The organism is Streptomyces sp. NPDC050703 (assembly GCF_040654435.1).
Taxonomy (GTDB): Bacteria; Actinomycetota; Actinomycetes; order Streptomycetales; family Streptomycetaceae; genus Streptomyces.
Window position 1 is genome coordinate 107692 of record NZ_JBFAHX010000015.1, and the last position, 20054, is coordinate 127745.

The following is a 20054-nucleotide window of genomic DNA, read 5'->3' on the forward strand; positions in this document are numbered from 1 at the left end:
GTGGTTCCGGTCGGTCGTTTCGTCACGGTGGTCACCAGACTTCTCCCTGCTTGCGGAGCGCGCGGCGGTAGAACACCGCGAAGAGCGAAAGGAGCAGCAGAATGATCACGCCCCAGGCCGCGGAGCCCGCGAAGTCGCGGGGACTCACGACGAAGGAGAGCCGGTAGGCGTACGTCACCAGGATCTCGGTGGCGTCACCGGGACCGCCCCGGGTGAGCAGGAAGATCACCGGGAACATGTTGAAGGTCCAGATGCTGCTGATGAGGATCACCGTGCTGCTGACGGAGCGCAGGCCCGGCAGGGTGATGTGCCGGAAGCGCTGCCAGGCGTTCGCGCCGTCCATCTCGGCGGCCTCGTACAGCTCGCTCGGGATGGACTGGAGGCCGCCGAGCATGGCGACCAGCATGAACGGCACGCCGAGCCAGACGTTGACGGTGATCACCGAGAGCTTGGCCCACGTCGGGTCGTTCAGCCACGGGATGGCGTCGATGCCGCCGCCGGCCAGGAGCTTGTTGAGGATGCCGTTCTTCTCGTTGAAGATCAGCCGCCAGGTGAACACGGAGACGAAGGCGGGCACCGCCCAGGGCAGGATCAGCGCCATCCGGTAGATGGAGCGCCCCGCCAGCTTGCGGTTGAGCATGTTCGCCAGGGCGAGGCCGAGCGCGAAGGACAGCGCGACACAGGAGACGGTCCAGATGACGGTCCAGGTCAGCCGGTCCCAGAACACGCCGTCGGAGAGGACCGCTGTGTAGTTGTCGAGGCCGACCGACTCGTACGTCGCCGGGATGTGGTTGACGCCGATGGTGCGCTCGACGTTCGCCTCGTTGGCGTCGGTCGTGGACAGGTAGAGGCCGCGCACCAGCGGGTAGCCGATGATCACGCCGATCACGGTCACCACGGGGGCGACCATGGCCCAGGCGTACCAGTGGGTGGACAGCGCCCGGCGCAGGCGCCCGGGGTTCTTGCCGGTCCGGTGGTTCTTCTTCCCGGTCCGGTCGGTGTTGCCGGTCAGGTGGCCGCGGCCGCGGATGCGCGTGGCATCCGCGGCCTTCACCACCGACTGGCCGCTCTCGACAGCCATGAGGCGGTCAGCCCTCCTCTTCTTCCCGTTCCCGCTGCTTACTTGTAGTCCTTGAGGAGCTTGCGGTAGGCGTTGCCGACGCCGTCCGCCGCGTCCTGCGGCGATGCCTTGCCGCTGAGCACCTTGCCCATCTGCAGGCGGATCGGCTCGAAGAGGGAGTTGGCCTGCGGAATCCACGGGCGCTCGACGGACTTGTCCACGGCCGGCTTGAAGAACTGCACCATCTGGTTGCTCTTCACGGACTTCTCGTCGTAGACCGACTTGCGGGTGGGGAGCAGGCTGAGCTTCTCGGTGGTCTGCTGCTGCACCTTGGCCGAGCTCATGTACTTGATGAACTCGTAGCTCGCGTCGAGGTTGCCGGAGCCGGCGTAGGCGGCGAGGTTCCAGCCGCCCTGCGGGGCGGCCTGCCGGTCGCTGCCGCCGGGGACGGGGGCGACACCGAGGTTGCCCTTGTCCGAGGCGAACTCCTTGCCCTTCAGCGCGCCCTCGATGGACCACGGGCCGTCGATCGCCATGGCGACCTCGCCGTCCTTGAAGGCGTTCAGCTGGTTGTTGTAGCCGTCGCTCGCGTCGGTGGTGGCGGCCTTGGAGTCGACCAGGTCCTTCATCACCTTGAACGCGGCGACGCCCTCGGGGTCGTCGGCGGTGATCTTCTTGTTCTTGGTGTCGAGGAGGTCGCCGCCCTCGCCGTAGAGGTACGGGAGGTAGTAGTACGGGTCGTCGCCGCGCAGGTAGAGGCCGGTCTTGCCGGTCTTCGACTTGATCTTCCCGGCGGCGGACTTCACCTCGTCGAAGCTGGCGGGCACCGGGACGCCGGCCTTCTTGAGCATCTTCTTGTTGTAGAAGAGCGCCAGGGTGTCGATGGTCTGCGGGACCGCGTAGGTCTTGCCCTTGAACTTGGTGCTCGCCGCCGCCTGCGGCAGGTAGTCGTCCGCCTCGTCCAGGGCGGCGGTGCCCTCCAGCGGGGCGAGGTAGCCGAGGTTGGCGAAGTCGGCGACCCAGGCGACCTCGGTGCGCATCACGTCGGGGGCACCGGAGTTTCCGCCCGCGGCGTTCTTGAACTTGGCGTTGGCCTCGCCGAACGCGACGCTCACGTAGTTGACCTTGACGTCGGGGTGGAGCTTCTCGAAGCCCTTGGCGAGCTTCTCGTAGGTCCCCTTCTCCGCGTCGTTGGAGGTGTCCCAGAAAGTGACCGTGCCGGAGAGCTTGCCCGAGCCCTTCTTGCCGCTGTCACCGTCGTCACCACCGCACGCTGCCGCCGTCAGGGTGAGGGCCGCGACCAACGCGGTGGCCCCTATGCCACGCCGCATGTGAACTCCTTCGACTGAACCCGGGAACGAGGGGAGGCGTGACCTCGGCGAGAGGCGCCTCCGGTGAGCCGCACTGGACGCGGCGCCGGGTTGCCAGGGAACGTAACAGGATTGAAAAGCCTCCGAAAGACCTTGCGAGAAATTTCTGCAAGCGTCGGTCATTGTTACCGCCGCGTGTCCTTACGGTTGCCGATGATGCGCTTGACACCGCTCTGAGGTGGCCTCACTCCCCCGGGCGGCCCGCTTTCAGCACTGCAAGTTTCTTGCATGAACGGAAGCTTGCTGCAAGGTTGCATGTCCTTGCGCATCTGGTGGGCAAGCGGCCTGATGACAGGTACAGTCCAGTCCATGACCGCACGGCTCGTCGACATCGCAGCGCAGGCGGGGGTCAGCGAAGCCACGGTGAGCCGCGTCCTCAACGGCAAGCCCGGTGTCGCGGCGGCCACCCGGGAATCCGTCCTCGCGGCGCTCGACGTGCTCGGCTTCGACCGCCCCTCACGCCTGCGGCAGCGCAGCAGCGCGGGGCTGATCGGACTGATCACGCCCGAGCTGGACAACCCGATCTTCCCCGCGCTCGCGCAGGTCATCGGCCAGGCCCTGACCCGCCAGGGGTACACGCCGGTGCTCGCCACCCAGACGCCGGGCGGCTCCACCGAGGACGAGCTGACCGAGATGCTGGTGGACCGCGGCGTCTCCGGGATCATCTTCGTCTCGGGACTGCACGCCGACACCACGGCGGACATGGAGCGCTACGAGGTGCTGCGCGGCAAGGGCGTGCCCTACGTCCTCGTGAACGGCTTCTCCGCCAAGGTGCGGGCCCCCTTCGTCTCCACCGACGACCGGGCCGCGGCGCGGCTCGCCGTCACGCACCTGGCCTCGCTCGGCCACACCCGCATCGGCCTCGCGGTGGGCCCCCGGCGGTTCGTGCCCGTCCTGCGCAAGATCGAGGGCTTCCAGCTCGGCATGCGCGAGCGGCTCGGCATGGCGGCCGAGGCGTCCGCCGAGTTGATCGAGCACTCCCTGTACACGCTGGAGGGCGGCCAGGCCGCGGCGGACACACTGATCGGCCGGGGCTGCACCGCGATCGTGTGCGCCAGCGACATGATGGCGCTCGGCGCGGTCCGCGCCGCCCGCGAACGGGGCCTCGACGTGCCCCGCGACATCTCGGTGGTGGGCTACGACGACTCCCCCCTCATCGCGTTCACCGATCCCCCGCTGACCACCGTCCGCCAGCCCGTGCAGGCGATGGGCCAGGCCGCGGTCCGCACGCTCCTGGAGGAGATCGGCGGCACCCCCGCGCCGCACAGCGAGTTCGTCTTCCTGCCGGAGCTTGTCGTGCGCGACTCGACCGCGTCGGGCCGGCGCGACGACCGCCGCTCCGCCTAGGCCCTTGCACGGGCTCCGGGGGCGCGGCTAGCAGCGGGCCGGCAGCAGGGGCTCCCACCAGGCGCGGTTCTCGCGGTACCAGTGGACCGTGCGGGCCAGGGCCTCGTCGAAGTCGGTCCGGGGGCGGTAGCCGAGCTCGGTGCTGATCTTGGTGTGGTCCACGGCGTAGCGGCGGTCGTGGCCCTTGCGGTCGGTGACGTGGGCGATGCGTCCGCTGTCCGCGCCGCACAGGGCGAGTAGCCGGTGGGTCAGCTCCAGGTTGGTCAGGGAGGTGCCGCCGCCGATGTTGTACACCTCGCCCGGCCGGCCCCCGGCGCGCACCAGCTCCAGGCCGCGCACATGGTCCTCGGTGTGCAGCCAGTCCCGTATCTGGAGGCCGTCTCCGTACAGCGGCACGCTGTCACCGTCGAGCAGGGCGGCGAGGAAGCGCGGGATGAGCTTCTCCGGGTGCTGGTGGGCGCCGAAGTTGTTGGAGCAGCGGGTGACCCTGACGTCGAGGCCGTGGGTGCGGTGGTGGGCCAGGGCGATGAGGTCGGACGCCGCCTTCGACGCCGCGTAGGGCGAGTTGGGCGCGAGCGGGTGCTCCTCGGTGGCCGCGCCGTGCGGCAGCGAGCCGTACACCTCGTCGGTGGAAACGTGCAGGAAGGGGCCGGCGCCGTGCCGCAGCGCGGCGTCGAGCAGCGTCTGGGTGCCGAGCACGTTGGTGCGGGTGAAGTCGGCGCCGCCCGCGATGGAGCGGTCGACGTGGGACTCGGCGGCGAAGTGCACGATCTGCCCGTGGCCGGCGACCAGCGCGTCGACCAGCTCGGCGTCGCAGACGCTGCCGTGCACGAAGGTGAACCGGGGGTCGTCGCGCACCGCCGCGAGCCGGGCTAGGCTGCCGGCGTACGTGAGGCTGTCGAGGACGGTCACGGCGCCGCCCGGGCCGTCGGGCCCGAGCAGTGCGCGGACGTAGGCGGAGCCGATGAACCCCGCGCCGCCGGTGACGAGGACGCGGGAGGCGCGGCCGGCGCCCGCGGTCCCGTGGCCGGCGGCGTGCGCCGGGGCGTGTCTGGTCATGAGGTGAGCTGCACTCTGCTGTGGTCTCCGATGACGAGCCGGTGGGCACCGGGGAGGCGAGGCGCCGGGGACACCGCGGCGCCCCGTCCGATCAGGGAGGTCTCGATCCGGGAGGCCCCCTCGACCTGCGCGCCGCGCAGCAGGACGGAGTGCGCGATGGCACTGTCCTCGATCCGGCAGTCCTCGGCGATGGCTGTGTAGGGGCCGATGCTGCTGTTGCTGACGACGGTACCCGCGCCGATCGCCACGGGGCCGACCACGCGTGAGCCGCGTACGACCGCGCCCTCGGCCACCCGGACCCGGCCGACGAGGGTGCTGTGCGGGTCGACCTTGCCCTCGACGAGGCCCGTCATGCCGTCGAGCACCTGCCGGTTGACCTCCAGGAGGTCGTCGACGCTGCCCGTGTCGCGCCAGGGCCGCTCGGTGGTCTCCGCGGCCACGCGCTGACCCTGTTCGATCAGCCACTGCACGGCGTCGGTGATCTCCAGCTCCCCGCGGCCCGACGGGCTGATCGCCCGGACCGCCGGGTGGATCTGCGGGCCGAAGGCGTAGACGCCGATGAGGGCGAGGTCGCTGCGCGGCCGGTCCGGTTTCTCCTCCAGGCGCAGGACGTCGCCGTGCTCGTCGAGCTCGGCCACGCCGAAGGCCGTGGGGTCGGGCACCGGGGTGAGCAGCAGCCGGGCCGCGCTCCGGTCGGTCCGGGCCCGCCGGACGAATCCGGTGAGGCCCTCTTGCAGGTAGTTGTCGCCGAGGTAGAGCAGGAAGTCGTCATCGCCGAGGAACTCCCGGGCGAGCAGCACCGCGTGGGCGAGGCCGAGCGGTCTGTCCTGTTGCAGGTAGGTGACCCGGAGTCCGAAGCGGGTGCCGTCACCGACGGCTTCGCGGATCTCGGTGCCGTGGCGGCCGACCACGATCGCGGTCTCGGTGATGCCGGCCTCGGCGATGGCCTCAAGGCCGTAGAAGATCACGGGCTTGTTGGCGATGGGCAGCAGTTGCTTGGCACTGGTGAAGGTGAACGGCCGCAGTCGGCTGCCCGTTCCGCCCGCCAGGATCAGAGCCTTCAAGGAAGCCGCCCGCTCTGCGGGGCGGCAAGGGGGTGCGTCACCACGTTTCCCTCCTCGTACTCGAAGCGGCTCCATGACTCAAGCAGAGCCGACCGGGCTACCGCAAGCCCTGTCTGAAAGTTTCTGAAAGCCCTTGCCAAAGGTGTCGACGGCTTGTTTGACTCGATCCGCGTCCACCGGACCCCGGCTCAACTGCGGTATCCCGGCACGCACTTGACGCATCACCGGAACCACCGACTGGGGGCAGCAGTGACAGGTCACCGCCAGCGCGCACAGCTGGCCGGGGAGGCCGCCCACCTGGCGCCCGGCGCCTCGGAGGAGACCGCCCTCGGGCAGCGCGTCTTCGCGCACGGCCGGGGCGCCGTCCTGACCGACCTCGACGGCGCCGACTACCTCGACTTCGCGGCGGGCACGCTCACGCAGTCGCTCGGCCACTGCCACCCCGAGGTCGTCGACGCGCTCACCGCGCAGGCCGCCCGGCTGTGGAACGTGCACGACAGCGCGACCGAGGGGCGGGACGAACTCCTCGGCCTGCTCACCCGGTTGCTGCCCGAGCACCTCGACACGTACGCCTTCTTCTCCACCGGCGCCGAGGCCGTCGAGGCCGCGCTGCGCGTGGTGCAGGCGACCGCTCCCCCGGGCCGCAACCGGCTCGGCGCGCTCCGCCACGGCTTCCACGGCAAGACGATGGGCGCCCGGATGCTGGTGCACTGGGACATCGGGAACCAGTCCTTCGCGGGCAACAGCGTCCTCGGCTACTCGCCGTACTGCTACCGCTGCCCGCTCGACCTGGAGTACCCCTCGTGCGGGGTGCGTTGCGCCTCGCTGGTGCGCAAGCACATCGCCGAGAAGCCGAACGTCTCCGCGCTCGTCTTCGAACCGGTGCTCGGCGCGGCCGGCGTGATCGTCCCGCCGCCCGGCTACTGGGAGCAGATCGCGGAGGCCTGCCGCGCCAACGGCGTGCTGCTGGTCGCCGACGAGGTGCTGACCGGCGGCGGCCGCACCGGCTCCTTCCTGGCCAGCGAGGCCCTGGGCATCGAACCGGACCTGGTGGTCCTCTCCAAGGGCATGGCCAACGGCTTCCCCTTCGCGGTGCTCGCGGGCCGTGCCGAGCTGCTGCGCTCACCCGAGGCCGCGCGGGCCGGGTCGTACGCCTCCACCTACGCGAGCAACCCCCTCGGCATCGCCGCCGCGCGCGCCACGCTCGGCGTCATCGCACGCGACCGGCTCACCGAACGCGTGCGGGAACTGGGGGCGCTCCTCGACGAGCGTCTCGGCGTCCTGCGGGCACGCCATGAGCAGCTCGGGGACGTCCGCGCGGCCGGGCTGCTGTTCGGCCTGGAGTTCGTGACGGACGAGGACAGCCGGACGCCCGCTCCCGGCATCGCCCGCGACGTCTACACGACCGCGCTCGACCTGGGCCTGCGGACCTCGGTCGGCGGGCACATCATCCGGCTCGCCCCGCCGTTCACCCTCACCGACGACCAGCTCGACGAGGGCGTCCGCATCCTGGCCGAGGCCATCGAGCGGGTGACCGCCACGTGACCGGCTCCGCACCCGTGATCGTCGCGGAGAACCTCACCAAGGAGTTCCGCGTCGCCGAACGCGGCCCCGGTGTCCTCGGCGCGCTCGCCACCCTCTTCACCCGCGAGCACCGGATCGTCCGCGCGGTCGACGGGGTCTCCTTCGAGATCCCCGCCGGTTCGAGGACCGCGTACATCGGGGCCAACGGCGCGGGGAAGTCCACCACCATCAAGATGCTGACCGGCATCATGACGCCCACCTCCGGGCGCTGCCTGGTCGCGGGCATCGAGCCCTACCGCGAGCGGCAGCGCAACGCCCGCTCCATCGGTGTCGTCTTCGGCCAGCGCAGCCAGCTGTGGTGGGACCTCTCGGTGCCCGACTCCTTCCGCATCCTGCGCCGGATCTACGACATCCCCGAGCCGGTCTACCGCCGCAACCTGCGGCTCTACCGCGAACTGCTCGACATCGACGCCCTCGGCACCACGCCCGTACGGCAGTTGAGCCTCGGACAGCGGATGCGCGCCGAGATCGCGGCGAGCCTGCTGCACGACCCGGCCGTCGTCTTCTGGGACGAGCCGACCATCGGGCTCGACATGGTCCTCAAGGAGGCCGTGCGGGTCCTGGTCAACCGCGCCAACCAGGAACTCGGCACCACCGTGGTGCTCACCAGCCACGACATCGGCGACATCGCCGCCATCTGCGACAGCGCCCTGGTCGTGGACCGCGGCCGGGTCGTCCACCAGGGCACCATCCAGGACTTGCTGCGCACCGCCGACCGGCGCAGCGTCACCTTCGACCACCGCGACCCGCTGCCGCTGCCCGCGGCCTGCGAGGAGATCGAGCGGGGGCTGCCCGGTGTGCGGGCGAGCGAGGACGACGGCGGGCGCATCCGCGTGGACTACCCCGTGGCGGCGTTCACCTCGCGGCAGGTGCTCGCCTTCCTCCTCGACCGCTTCGACCTGGCCGACTGCTACGCCCCCGAACCCGACCTGGAGGACGTGCTGCGGCGCGTCTACGCACGCGACGCCACCGGCAGCGCGTCCCCCGGCCCGTCGGCCGCCCGCGCCGGGAGCGGTGCCGCATGAGTGTGGTGACACGCACCCGCCGCTATCTGCCCTTCGCCACCGGCGGACTGCAGTCGCTGCTCCAGTACCGCTCGATGTTCTTCGTCACCGGGGTCACCGCGGCGGCCGGCGCCGCCGTGACGGTCTTCCTGTGGCGCGCCGTGTACGCGGGCTCGCCCGGCGCCGGGCCCGGCGGCTTCACCGCGGCGGGCATCACCACGTACCTCCTCGTGGCGCAGGTGCTCCAGGTGCTGCACGCCAACCGCGTCGACGACGAGGTGGCCGCCGAGGTCTACCGGGGTGACGTGGCGGTGATGCTGGTGCGCCCCGTGAGCTATCCGCTCGTGCGGTTCGCCGCCTGCCTTCCCGTGGTGGCGGCCAACGCGCTGCTCGTCGGCGTCCCCGTGCTGCTGCTGTTCTCCTTCCTCGTCCCGATGACGGCGCCGACCGCGGGGAACGCGGCGCTGTTCGCCCTGTCCACGGTCCTCTCGGTGCTCATCGCCTTCTGCGTGAACCTGCTGACCGGCATGACCGGCTTCCTCACCACCAACACCTGGGGCGTGCGCATGCTCAAGCAGAGCGTGGTCGCGTTCTTCGCGGGGCAGCTCGTGCCGATCGCGCTGATGCCGGGTCCGCTCGCGGCCGTCGCCATGGCACTGCCGTTCAGGGGCATGGTCGACGGCCCGCTCACCCTGCTCCTCGGGCGGTACGAGGGCGTCGCGGGCGCCCTCGGCGTCCTGGCCCAGCAGGCGGGCTGGGCCGTGGCGCTCGCCGCCCTGTCCGCGGTGCTGTGGCGCGCCGCCACCGGACGCCTGGAGGTGCTCGGCGGATGACGCGCACGGCTCTGCGGTACCTCCGCCTCTCCCTCTTCCTCGGCGGCGTCGGCCTGCACCGGCTCGCCGCCTACCGGCTCGACTTCGTGCTCGGCGCCGGCGCGTTCCTCGTGCGGGTCGGCATCCAGACGGCCGTGGTGGGCCTGGTCTTCCGCCAGGTGCCCGCCGTGGGGGGCTGGTCGTACCACGAGGTGCTCTTCCTGCTCGGCTTCTCCCTGCTGCCGCGCGGCCTCGACCACCTCTTCACCGACCAGCTGTGGGAGCTGGGCCGCAAGCTGGTGCAGCGCGGTGAGTTCTACCGCTACCTGGTCCGGCCGGTGAACCCGCTGTTCTCCCTGCTCTCCGAGCGCTTCTTCCACCCCGACGGCCTGGGCGAGCTGATCGTCGGCGCGGTCCTCGTGATCTGGGCGGGCGGTGAACTCGGCCTGGACCCGACCGCGGCGCAGTGGGCGCTGGCGCCGCTGCTCGTGCTCTGCGGCGCGCTGATCCACACCGCCGTGAAGCTGTTCTTCGCCTCGCTGTCCTTCTGGACCGTGACGAGCCTGCCCTCGATGTACGCCGCCACCCAGGTGTCGGAGTTCGCCGCCTACCCGCTGGACATCTACCACTCCTCGCTGCGCGCCCTGCTGACCTGGGTGCTGCCCTTCGCCTTCACCTCGTACGTGCCCTGCGTCTACCTCCTGACGGGCGACACGGGCCTCCTGGTGTGGCTCCCCGTGGTGACCGCGGGGGCGGTGCTCACGGCTCTGGCGGTGTGGCGGCGCGGCATCAACCGATTCGACATGACCGGGAGTTGAGACGCCGCATGATCCGCGACGAAGACCTCGAACCGCTGCTGCGCACCGCGCCCTGGATGTCCGAGGACGGCCGCACGGCCGACCGCTACGAACGCGTCGACCACGCGGTGCTCGGCGACGCCGCGCTCCTCCTCGTGGTCGCCGCCGTCGGCGGCCCCGCGGCGGGGCAGCGGTTCTTCCTGCCCGTGCGCCCCGGCACCGCGCGAGGCGTCGAGGAGGCGCACGGCAGCACGGAGTTCGACGCCGCCGCCGTCGCCAGGGCCTGCTCCGGCGGGGAACTGGCGACCGCGCGCGGCGGCACCATCCGCTTCCGCGGGACGGGCGGGCCCGCGCCCGAGGTGCGCAGGCTCCCCTTCGAGCAGGGCTGGTCCTCCAACGCCCTGTCCCTGGTGGACATCGCCGGGGTGCCGCACATCCACAAGACCTACCGCAGGCTCGACGAGGCCGTGCGCGAACCGGAGCTGCTGCGGCTCATGAGCGGCACCGGGCACACCCCTGCCTGGGTCGGCGACTACACCTACACGGACCCGGCGACGGGTGCCCCGCATCCGCTGGGCGTGATCTACCGCTACGCCCCCGGCGACGGCATCGACCTGCCGCTCCGCGAGAACCTGCGCTCGCTGTGGCCGCGCCTGACCGATGCCCGGCAGTCACCCGCCGACGTGGTGCGGCCCCATCTGCTGCCTCTGGAGGACCAGCTCCGCGCGGCCGGCGGCTTCCTGGGCGCCTTCCACCGCGACCTGGCGGCGCGGCTCGGCGGGCCCGCGCCCACCGGGTATCCGGCCCGGGAGGTGCTCGCGCGGGCCGCCGAGCGGCGGACCGCGCTCGCGGGGGCGCGGGTGGCGCTGCCCGAGCGCTCCCGGGAGGCCGCCTTCGCCGCGCTCGACGCCGAAGTTGCCTCGCTGGAGGCGGCGTTCGAGGGCCGGGACGAGGTGCCGGGAGCCGGCCCGTGCCACGGTGACCTCCACCTGTCGCACCTGCTCTGCGGCCCTGGCACCGTCACCGGCCGCCGGATGAGCGTCATCGACCTCTCCACGCCCGCGCTCGGCCCCGACGACCCGGGCTGGGCCGCGCAGTCACCGCTCCAGGACCTCGTCGCCGTGCAGCGCGCCCTGGAGTACTTCGCGGCCGACGAGGCGGCGTTCGAGAGCGCCCGGCGCCTCGGCGTGGACTCCCTGGAGACGATGCGCGGCGCCCTCGACGGCGCCCCCGGCTGGGCGGAGGCGGACCGCGCCGTCCTCGACCAGGTGTTCCGCACGGCCGACCTGTGGCGGGAGCGCGTGCAGCGGCTGCTGCTCGGCCCGGCCGCCGACAGCCCGCTGTGGCGCCTGCTGTACCTGCGGCGGCTACTGCACGAGCTGGCCTACAACTGCGCCCACGCCCGCCCCTACCACGCCGCGATCGACCTGCGCCACGCCCTGACGCTGGGCGGGTCGCACACCCCCGCCCTCTCCTCCGCCTCCGCTCCGACCTCCGCGAGGACGTGACCGTGACCGAGCCGACCGATCCGCGCCTGCACATCATCGAGACGTACTTCGAGTGCTGCGGCTTCGACCACACCTTCCTGCAGGGCGGCACCTCGGTGTACCTGTGGAACCTCTCCCGGGCCTTCGCCGCGCGCGGCCACCGGGTCTCCATCGTCACCCCGGCCCACGGCAGGCTCGACGACCTCCGTGAGCGCTACGAGGTCGAGGACCTGCCCTACGAGGACGTGCACACGGTGCCGATCGTCCTCGACCCCCAGGTGTGGCGGGGCTTCCCCGCCGAGGTCTCCCTGGAGCTGCGCACCACCGCGCACCGCATCCGCCTCGACGGGGTCGATCTGTACTTCCTGGCCGACGAGTACCTGGACCGGCTGCCGGAGACGTTCTATCCGCCGTACTCCGCCAAGGGCAGCGACCTGGTCTTCTTCAAGCCGCTCGTCTTCCAGGTCGACAGCGTGCGGTTCCTGCGCACGTGGTTCGGCGACGAGAAGGCCCTCGTGCACGCCCACGAGCCGTACTACCACTACCTGCTGCCCGCCGCGCTGCGCGACGACCCCTCGAAGCTGGTCGTCAGCAACGTGCAGAGCAACATGCCGATCACCAAGAAGGTGTACGGGCCCAAGGTGCGGCGGCTCCTGGCCGAGCTGGGGGCGGACGTGCCCCTGCCCGCGCCGGACACCGCCGACGCGCTTCCGGCGGCGATCCGCCAGTACCAGCAGTTCACGCATCTGCACTACGACTACCCGGCCGACCACGTCGCGGTGTACGAACTGACCGCGGACCACGCCGACCTGGTCGACTTCCTCTCCGAGGGGCAGCTCGACTTCTACGCGTCCTTCAGGGACACGCCCTTCGAGCAGCTCTTCGCCCGGCTGCCGATCGCCGGCGTCGTGCGGCGCAACGCGCACAAGATGTTCGTGGGCGGCTGCGCGATCTCCGACGAATGGCTCGCCTGGGACCCCGCAGGCGTCGACCGGGAGAAGGTGCTCGGCGGCCTCGGCCTCGACCCGTCCCTGCCCACCTTCTTCCACAACGCGCGCTACGCGGTGCACCACAAGGGCCAGGTGGAGCTGTTGCGCGCGGTGGACCGCGTCCTGACCGACGGGCTCGCCGCCAACTTCGTCGTCCGCTGCATCTCCGCCGACGGCATCGACGACCCGTTCTTCCACGAGATCGCCCGGCGCCACCCCGGCCGGCTGCACCTGGAGTGGGAGCGCGTGGACGAGCGGAGCGTCTTCGAGTACGCGGCCTCCGCCGACTTCTGCCTCTTCCCCTCCAAGTTCGAGATGGACACGTTCCTGATCGCGCAGGGCGAGGCGATGGCGGCCGGCGCGGTCCCCATCGCCACCGACCAGCGGGGCATGGCCCACTTCCGGCACGCGGACAGCCCCGAGACCACCACCGGCTTCGCGGTGAACCGGTCGTTCGCCGAGGACGACGAACTGCTCACCGCCGCGCTGACCGCACGCGTGAAGGAGGCGGTGGCCCTGTGGACCGACGACCCCGGCCGCTACCGGGAGCTGGCCCGCCGCTCGGCCGCCGTCGCCCGCGCCTTCACCTGGGAGCACTGCGCCGACCTGCACCTGGCCGCCTTCACCCGGCTCTGGCGCGGCGAACCCGCGGAGCTGCCCGCCGAACGCGCCCTGCGGCACGGCTGGACGGAGCTGCTGCCCGACGAGCGGCTCACCGTCGACGCGGTGGTCGCGCACGGCGACCTCGCCGCGTACGAACGCCTCGCCCCGCTGGACGACGGCGCCGCCCGGCGGTTCTTCGACGCCGCCTGGCTGCGCGCCGACTTCGCCACCTGCGAGCAGGTGCTCCTGCGCCGGCCCGACGCGGTGCCCGCCGAGGACGTGGCCCGCCTGCGCGCCCGCCTCGCGCTGCTGCCCGACGGAGGGCTCGCCTACCGGCTCGCGCACGCGGACCGCGTCGAACTGGTCCTGCCCGCGCCGCCCGACGCCCAGGGCCGCGCACGGCCCGAGGTACGGCCCCTGACCCGCACCGCGCCCGGCGAGTTCACCGGGCCCGCGCCCGAACGCCCCGGCGCATGGCTGCTGCTCACCCTCTCCTCCGGGCGCGTGACCTGGGACGAGGTGCGGCATGGCTGAGCCCGGCGCGGTACGGGCCGTGCTGCTCGCGGGCGGCGAGGGCAGACGCATGGGCCCGCTCGGCACCGGCCGCCTCAAGCCCCTCGTGCCCTACGGCGGCGCCTGCCGCCTCATCGACTTCAGCCTGGCCAACGCGCGGGCCTCCGGGCTCGGCGAGGTCGTGCTGCTCTCCCAGTACGAGGAGCGGCAGCTGATGGACGACCTGCACCGGGTGTGGAACACCTCGGCGGACTTCCGGGTGCACTTCGGCCCGTACGACGACGCGTACCGCACGGCCGGGGACGGTCCGCCCCGTGAACTGCCGGAGCGGACCTGGCCGTTGGAGCGCGGCACGGCCGACGCGCTGATCCGCAAGAGCGAGTACGTCTTCGGGGACGGCGCCGAGCAGGTCCTCGTGCTCCACGCCGACCACGTCTACCGCTTCGACTACGGGCCGCTCATCGAGGAGCACCGGGCGTCGGGGGCCGCGCTGACCGTCGCGTACCAGCGCATCGAACCGCGGTGGGTGCATCTCTTCGGCATGGTCGAGTTCGACGCGGCGGGGCATCTGACGGCGTTCGTCGAGAAGCCCGAGAACCCCACGAGCGACCTGGTCTTCGCCGCGTTCTGCGTCTTCGACGCGCGCGTGCTCCGCCGTCATCTGGAACTGCTCGACGGCACGGGCTGGCAGCACGACATCAGCCGCGACGTGATCCCCGCGATGCTCGCGGCCGGGGAGCACATCCGCGGCCACGAGGTCGCCGGGCACTGGCAGGACATCGGCACCGTCGAGCGCTACCACCGCGCCCACCTCGCCCTCGCCTCCCCGCGGCCCGGCGGGCCCGCCCTGCCGGTCGAGCGGATGCCCTGGACCATCGCACCCGAGGTGGCGCGCCACCGGGTGGCCCGCGGCCCCGGCGTGCGGGACTCCGTGGTCCCCGCCGATCTGGTCAACCGCGGCCAAGTGGAGGACAGCGTGCTGTTCCCCGGCGTCCGCGTCGGCGCCGGAGCCCGGGTGCGGCGCAGCGTCGTCCTGCCCGGCGCCACCGTGCCGCCGGGCGCCGACCTGGTCTCGGCGGTGGTCATGGAGGACGGCAGCGTGCAGCAGGTGGCAGACGGGGTGCGGCCGTGACCGGGGCCATCGGCCGCGGCGCCGCACACATCGACCGGCAGGGACCGCGCGCCGTTGCGGCGCGCGCCGTCCCCGCACAGTGAGGGAGCGCTACTTCCGTGCACATCATCCATGTCTCCTTCGAGTGCGGCGGCTTCGACGGCCGCCTCATGCGCGGCGGTCTCTCGCCGCTGGTGTGGAACCTCTCGCGTGCCTACGCGGCGCGCGGCCACCGCGTCTCGGTCGTCACCCCGGCGCACGGCCTCCTCGGCGCGCTGCGGGAGGACCACGCGATCGAGGAGACGGCCTACCGCCGCGAGCACTCCGTGCCGCTGGTCCTCGACCCCGGGACGTGGCCGGACCACCCGCGTGAGGTCACCCTCGACGTGACCACGCGCGCCCACCGGCTCCGGCTGGACGGCGTCGACGTGTACTTCCTGTCCAACACGCAGCTCGACCTGCTGCCCGACCGCCTCTACCCGCCGCCGGGCACGGCCGGGCGCGACCTCGCCCACTTCAAGCCGCTGGTCTTCCAGGTGGACGCGGTGCGCTTCCTGGAGGAGCTGACCGGCGACGAGCCCGCCGTGGTGCACGGCTTCGAGCCGTCCTACTCCTGGCTGCTGCCGCCGGTGCTCGGCGCGGCCCCGCGGCTGCGCACCGCCGTGACGGTGGCGGCCAACGCGCCCGTCACGCAGCGGCTCTACCGGCCGCAGGTGGAGCGGCTCCTCGACCTGTTCGGGGTGCGCGACGCCGTGGCCCTCGACGCGCTCGACGCGCCGCGGCCTGCGGAGGACAGCGCCACGGCGGTGATGTCCCGCGCCCTGGCGGGCACGCGCATGCACGAGGAGTACGGTCCCGACCACGTCGGGCTCTTCCCGCTGGTCATGGCGCACGCCGATCTCGTGGACTTCGTCTCGCCCGGACAGCGCGCCTACTACGGCACCTTCCGCGACACCCCGATGGAAGCGCTCTTCGAGACCCTGCCGGTCGCCCGGCAGGTGCGCGAGCAGGCCCACAAACTCCTCGTGGGCGGCTGCGGCATCGCGGAGAGCTGGCTGGCCCGCGATCCCGGGGCCGTCGACCGTGCCGCGGTGCTGCGTTCGCTGGGTCTCGACCCGGCGCGCCCGGTCTTCTACCACGCGGCCCGCTACGCGGTGCACCACAAGGGCCAGTTGGAGCTGGTGCGGGCGATCGAGGAGGTCCTCGCCACCGACCCCGGGATCAGCTTCGTCATCCGCTGCTCGACCGGCCGGGGCGGCCAGGACCCCGCGGGCGCCGCCAACGCCTACTTCCAGCGCGTCGCCGACCGCCATCCGGACCAGGTCCACCTCGACTGGCGGCTCGCCGGCGAGGACACCCTCTTCGCGCACGCGGCCAGCGCCGACTTCTGCGTCTACCCGTCCAAGTTCGAGCTGGACGGATTCCTCATCGCCCAGGCCGAGGCCATGGCGTGCGGGGCGGTGCCGATCGCCACGGCCCAGCAGGTCACCGCGCACTTCCGGCACGCGCTGCCGCTCACCGACCCGGCGGCGACCGGCTTCGCCGTACGCGGCTCGTTCCACGACGACGATCCGGCGCTCGCCGGGGAACTCGCCGCGCGCATCAGGGAAGCCGCCGCCGTGTTCCGCCACGACCCCGACGCCTACGCCCGCCTGTCGGCCGCCGCCCGCCGCACGGCACGGGACTTCACCTGGGAGCGGGCCGCCGACGCGCGGCTCGCGGCCTTCGGCTCGCTGCTGCGGGGCGAGCCGCTGCGCTTCCCGGACGAGGAGGCGATCCGGTACGGCTGGTTCGACCGGCTGTCCGACGCGGCCTGGCACGAGCACCGCGCTCTCATCGCGCGCGTCGCCGCCGAACGCGGTGACGTCACGGCCTACGGGCGGGTCGCGCCGCTGGACGCGGCGGCGTACGAGCGCCTCTTCGAGGCCGCCCACGCGCGTGCCGACTTCGCCCGCTGCGCGGAGGTGGCCCGCGCGGCGGACCGCCCGGACCTCGCGGACCTGCTCCGCGAGCGCTGCCGGGTGTCCCGTGCGCCGGGCGGCGCGCTGACGGTGACCTACCGCCACCCGCTCGTCGAACGGGTCCAGATCGTCGCCCGGGCCGGCGCCGGGACCACCGGGGCGCGCGAGTCCGCCGCCGAGGCGCTGGCCTCCGACGAGCCGGTGCCCACCGGCGGCGGGGCCGCGCTCATGGCCCTCGAACCGGTCGGCGACGGTGTCTTCAGGGGCCGCGTCGACGGGTTGCCGGCCGGCCGTGACCCGGTGCTGATGCTGACGCTGCGGTCGGGCCGTGTCACCTGGGACACCGTGCCGGTGACCGATCCGCCCTACCGCGTCGTCGCCACCGACCTCGACGGCACCCTGCTCCGCAGCGACCTCACCGTCTCCGAGCGCACCCGACGGGCGCTGGCCCTCGTCGCCGATGCCGGGGCGCACCACCTGGTCGTCACCGGGCGCCCCGCGACGGCCTGCAAGGACTTCCTCGCCGCTCTCGGCTATCGCGGCCTCGCCGTGTGCGGTCAGGGCGCCCAGCTCTACGACGCGGCCACCGACCGGCTCCTCGCATCCGCCTCGCTCGACCTGGACCTCGCCCGCGACGTGGTGGAGCGCGCCGAGGCCGTGCTCGGCACCCTGGAACTCGGCGTCGTCACGGCACCGCCCGAGAGCCGCTTCAAGGTCACCCCCCGCTTCGGGGAGCGGGTCAGGCACGGCTGGGACGTCACCACCGACCGGTCGCTGCTGTGGGCCTCGCCCATCGACAAGCTCGTGCTGCACCACCCCGACGTGCCCGAGGACGACGTCGCCGCCACCGTCGCGGAGCTGTGCGGCGACGCGGTCTCCGTGGTGCATTCGGTCAAGGGCATGGTGGAGGTGCTGCCGCCCGGCGTCACCAAGGGCGCGGGCGTGGCGCGCGCCGCGGCGCTCCTCGGCTTCACGGGGGCCGACACGATCGCCTTCGGCGACATGCCCAACGACATTCCGCTGCTCGCCTGGGCGGGGCACGGCGTGGCCGTCGCCAACGGGCATCCGGAGCTGCGGCGCATGGCCGACGAGACGGCGCCCGGCAACGACGAGGACGGGGTCGCCGCGGTCCTGGAACGCCTCTTCGCGCCCGCCGCGGCACCGGCCGCCTCGCCCGTGCCCGCCCTGCGCGGGGAGGCCGCCCATGACTGAGCCGATCGTCGGACTCGCGCGCGCCCACGGCGTCGCGACCGAGTACACCACCGACCGGGGGCAGCGCCTCTCCGTCTCGTCCGACACCCTGGTCGCCGTCCTCGGCGCCTGCGGGGTGGACGCCACCACCCCGGCCGCGGCCCGTGGGGCCCTGGACCGCCACCGCGCCGAACAGGCCGCGCGGCTGCTGCCGCCCTGCGTCGTCACGCGCGCGGGAGAAGGCGTGACGCCGCCGGTGGGCGGCGTGGCCGAGGTGGCGGTGGAGGGCGGCGGAACCCTGCCCGCGGACGCCGCGCTGCCGCCCGGCCACCACACCCTGCGGGTAAGCGTGGACGGGCGTGAGGCCGAGGCCCCGCTGCTCGCCGTGCCCGACCGCCTGGCGGTGCCCGACCGCCGCGCCTGGGGCTTCCTCGTCCAGCTCTACTCCGTGCTCTCCCGCCGCTCCTGGGGCATGGGCGACCTGGCTGACCTCGCCGAGCTCGCCACCTGGTCGGGGCGGGACCTGGGGGCCGGTTTCGTCCAGCTCGGCCCGCTGCACGCCGTGCCGCCGGGGCCGCTGCCCGACCCCTCGCCCTACCGTCCGAGTTCGCGCCGCTTCCCCGATCCGATGCACGTACGGGTGGAGGCGGTGCCGGAGTACGCGTACCTGGACCAGCCGGGACGCGACCTCGCGCACGCGCTGGCCGATCAGGCCCGCGCCGTCAACTCGCGGGTGCTCGACGGCGGTTCACTCATCGACCGGGAGACGGTCCGCTCCCTCAAGCACCGGGCGCTGCGCGCCGTGCACGCGGTGCCGCTCTCCCCCGGCCGCGCGGCGGCCTTCGCCGCGTTCACCGCGCGCGAGGGCCGGGGCCTGACCGACTTCGCCACCTGGTGCGCGCTGGCCGATGTGCACGGCGCCGACTGGCGGGCCTGGCCCGTGGAGCTGCGCGATCCGCGCTCCCCCGCCGTGGCGCGGGCCCGTGACGAACTGGCGGAGAGCGTCGCGTTCCACCGCTGGCTCGCCTGGATCACCGACGAGCAGCTCGCCGCGGCGCAACGGGCGGCGAAGGACGCGGGCATGCCGATCGGCCTCGTGCACGACCTGGCCGTCGGGGTGGCGCCGGACGGCGCCGACGCCTGGGCGCTCCAGCACTGCCTGGCCACCGGGATGAGCGTCGGCGCGCCGCCGGACGACTTCAACCCGCTGGGCCAGGACTGGGGTCAGCCGCCCTGGCGGCCCGACGCGCTCGCCGCGGCGGGCTATCTGCCCTTCGCGGAGCTGCTGCGCTCCAACCTGCGGCACGCGGGAGCGCTCCGCGTCGACCATGTGATGGGCCTGTTCCGGCTGTGGTGGGTGCCCGAGGGGCGCCCGCCGTCCGAGGGCACGTACGTACGGTATGACGCGCGGGCCATGCTGGGCGCGCTCACCCTGGAGGCCCACCGGGCGGGCGCGAGCGTCATCGGTGAGGACCTCGGCACGGTCGAGAAGGGTGTGCGCGAGGAGCTCGCCGGGCGCGGCATCCTCGGCACCTCCGTGCAGCGCTTCGAGTACGTGGGCGGCAGCGAGGGCCGGCACGGGCCGCTGCCGCCCGACCAGTGGCGCGCGAACTGCCTGGCCACGCTCACCACCCACGACCTGCCGACCACCGCGGCCTGGCTCAGCGGGGAGCACGTCGAACTGCGCGAGCGGCTCGGCCTGCTGACCCGCCCCGCCGACGAGGAGAAGGCGGAGGCCGCGAGCGAGCGCGACGGCTGGCTCGCCGAGCTGACCCGGCTCGGCCTGCTGCCGTCACCGGACGGCGAAGTGGCCGCCCTGCACCGCTTCCTGCCGCTCACCCCGGCCCTGCTGCTCGGGGTCTGGCTGCCGGACGCGACGGGCGACCGCCGCCCGCAGAACCTGCCGGGCACCTCCACGGCGCACCCCAACTGGCGCCTTCCGGTGTCCGACGCGGCGGGCCGCCCCGTCCCGCTGGAGGACCTGCCGGCGTCGCCCCTCGTCCGGACGGTCGCCGGCGTGTTCGCCGAGCAGCGGCCGCGCCCCGCACCGCCGTCACCGCACCACCCCGATACCCGATCGACGACGCCGTCGACGACCTGAA

14 protein-coding genes are annotated in these 20054 nt (G+C 73.0%); 10 read left to right on the top strand and 4 right to left on the bottom strand.

Annotation, left to right across the window (positions count from 1 at the left end):
• Positions 1-31 precede the first annotated feature (31 nt).
• Both AB0I16_RS16765 and AB0I16_RS16770 read right to left on the bottom strand, forming a co-directional pair.
• Positions 32-1081, bottom strand: a complete 1050-nt coding sequence (locus AB0I16_RS16765) for a sugar ABC transporter permease (protein ID WP_363250128.1) — start codon at positions 1079-1081, stop codon at positions 32-34.
• Between the two features lie 38 nt (positions 1082-1119).
• Positions 1120-2391: an extracellular solute-binding protein gene (locus tag AB0I16_RS16770; RefSeq protein WP_363250129.1), complete on the bottom strand. Its 1272-nt coding sequence runs from the start codon at positions 2389-2391 to the stop codon at positions 1120-1122.
• A 348-nt stretch (positions 2392-2739) separates the two neighbouring features.
• On the opposite strand from AB0I16_RS16770, the gene AB0I16_RS16775 reads away from it, so the two are divergent.
• Positions 2740-3777: a LacI family DNA-binding transcriptional regulator gene (locus tag AB0I16_RS16775; protein WP_363250130.1), complete on the top strand. Its 1038-nt coding sequence runs from the start codon at positions 2740-2742 to the stop codon at positions 3775-3777.
• A gap of 27 nt (positions 3778-3804) precedes the next feature.
• On the opposite strand, the gene rfbB is transcribed toward AB0I16_RS16775, so the two are convergent.
• Both rfbB and AB0I16_RS16785 read right to left on the bottom strand, forming a co-directional pair.
• Positions 3805-4836: a dTDP-glucose 4,6-dehydratase gene (gene rfbB, locus AB0I16_RS16780; protein WP_363250131.1), complete on the bottom strand. Its 1032-nt coding sequence runs from the start codon at positions 4834-4836 to the stop codon at positions 3805-3807.
• Entirely contained in the window at positions 4833-5900 is a 1068-nt protein-coding gene (locus AB0I16_RS16785; protein ID WP_363250132.1) for a glucose-1-phosphate thymidylyltransferase, read from the bottom strand. The genes rfbB and AB0I16_RS16785 overlap by 4 nt, the downstream gene beginning before the upstream one ends.
• 249 nt (positions 5901-6149) lie before the next feature.
• On the opposite strand from AB0I16_RS16785, the gene AB0I16_RS16790 reads away from it, so the two are divergent.
• From AB0I16_RS16790 to malQ, 9 genes are all read left to right on the top strand, one after another.
• The gene (locus AB0I16_RS16790) at positions 6150-7445 is read left to right on the top strand and encodes an aminotransferase class III-fold pyridoxal phosphate-dependent enzyme (protein WP_363250133.1); all 1296 of its coding nucleotides are present in this window, start codon (positions 6150-6152) and stop codon (positions 7443-7445) included.
• Positions 7442-8509, top strand: coding sequence for an ATP-binding cassette domain-containing protein (locus AB0I16_RS16795; protein ID WP_363250134.1), 1068 nt, complete (start codon positions 7442-7444; stop codon positions 8507-8509). Before AB0I16_RS16790 ends, AB0I16_RS16795 begins: the two co-directional genes overlap by 4 nt.
• Complete coding sequence (locus tag AB0I16_RS16800) at positions 8506-9321, top strand: ABC-2 family transporter protein (protein ID WP_363250135.1); 816 nt, start codon at positions 8506-8508, stop codon at positions 9319-9321. The genes AB0I16_RS16795 and AB0I16_RS16800 overlap by 4 nt, the downstream gene beginning before the upstream one ends.
• Positions 9318-10118: an ABC-2 family transporter protein gene (locus AB0I16_RS16805; protein WP_363250136.1), complete on the top strand. Its 801-nt coding sequence runs from the start codon at positions 9318-9320 to the stop codon at positions 10116-10118. Before AB0I16_RS16800 ends, AB0I16_RS16805 begins: the two co-directional genes overlap by 4 nt.
• A gap of 8 nt (positions 10119-10126) precedes the next feature.
• Complete coding sequence (locus tag AB0I16_RS16810) at positions 10127-11605, top strand: hypothetical protein (protein WP_363250137.1); 1479 nt, start codon at positions 10127-10129, stop codon at positions 11603-11605.
• Between the two features lie 2 nt (positions 11606-11607).
• Complete coding sequence (locus AB0I16_RS16815) at positions 11608-13710, top strand: glycosyltransferase (protein ID WP_363250138.1); 2103 nt, start codon at positions 11608-11610, stop codon at positions 13708-13710.
• Positions 13703-14821 carry a sugar phosphate nucleotidyltransferase gene (locus AB0I16_RS16820; protein WP_363250139.1) on the top strand — a complete coding sequence of 373 codons (1119 nt, stop codon included), beginning with the start codon at positions 13703-13705 and terminating at the stop codon, positions 14819-14821. Before AB0I16_RS16815 ends, AB0I16_RS16820 begins: the two co-directional genes overlap by 8 nt.
• Positions 14822-14919: 98 nt before the next feature.
• The gene (locus AB0I16_RS16825) at positions 14920-17973 is read left to right on the top strand and encodes an HAD-IIB family hydrolase (RefSeq protein WP_363250140.1); all 3054 of its coding nucleotides are present in this window, start codon (positions 14920-14922) and stop codon (positions 17971-17973) included.
• Entirely contained in the window at positions 17966-20053 is a 2088-nt protein-coding gene (malQ, locus tag AB0I16_RS16830; RefSeq protein WP_363250141.1) for a 4-alpha-glucanotransferase, read from the top strand. Before AB0I16_RS16825 ends, malQ begins: the two co-directional genes overlap by 8 nt.
• Position 20054 lies beyond the last annotated feature (1 nt).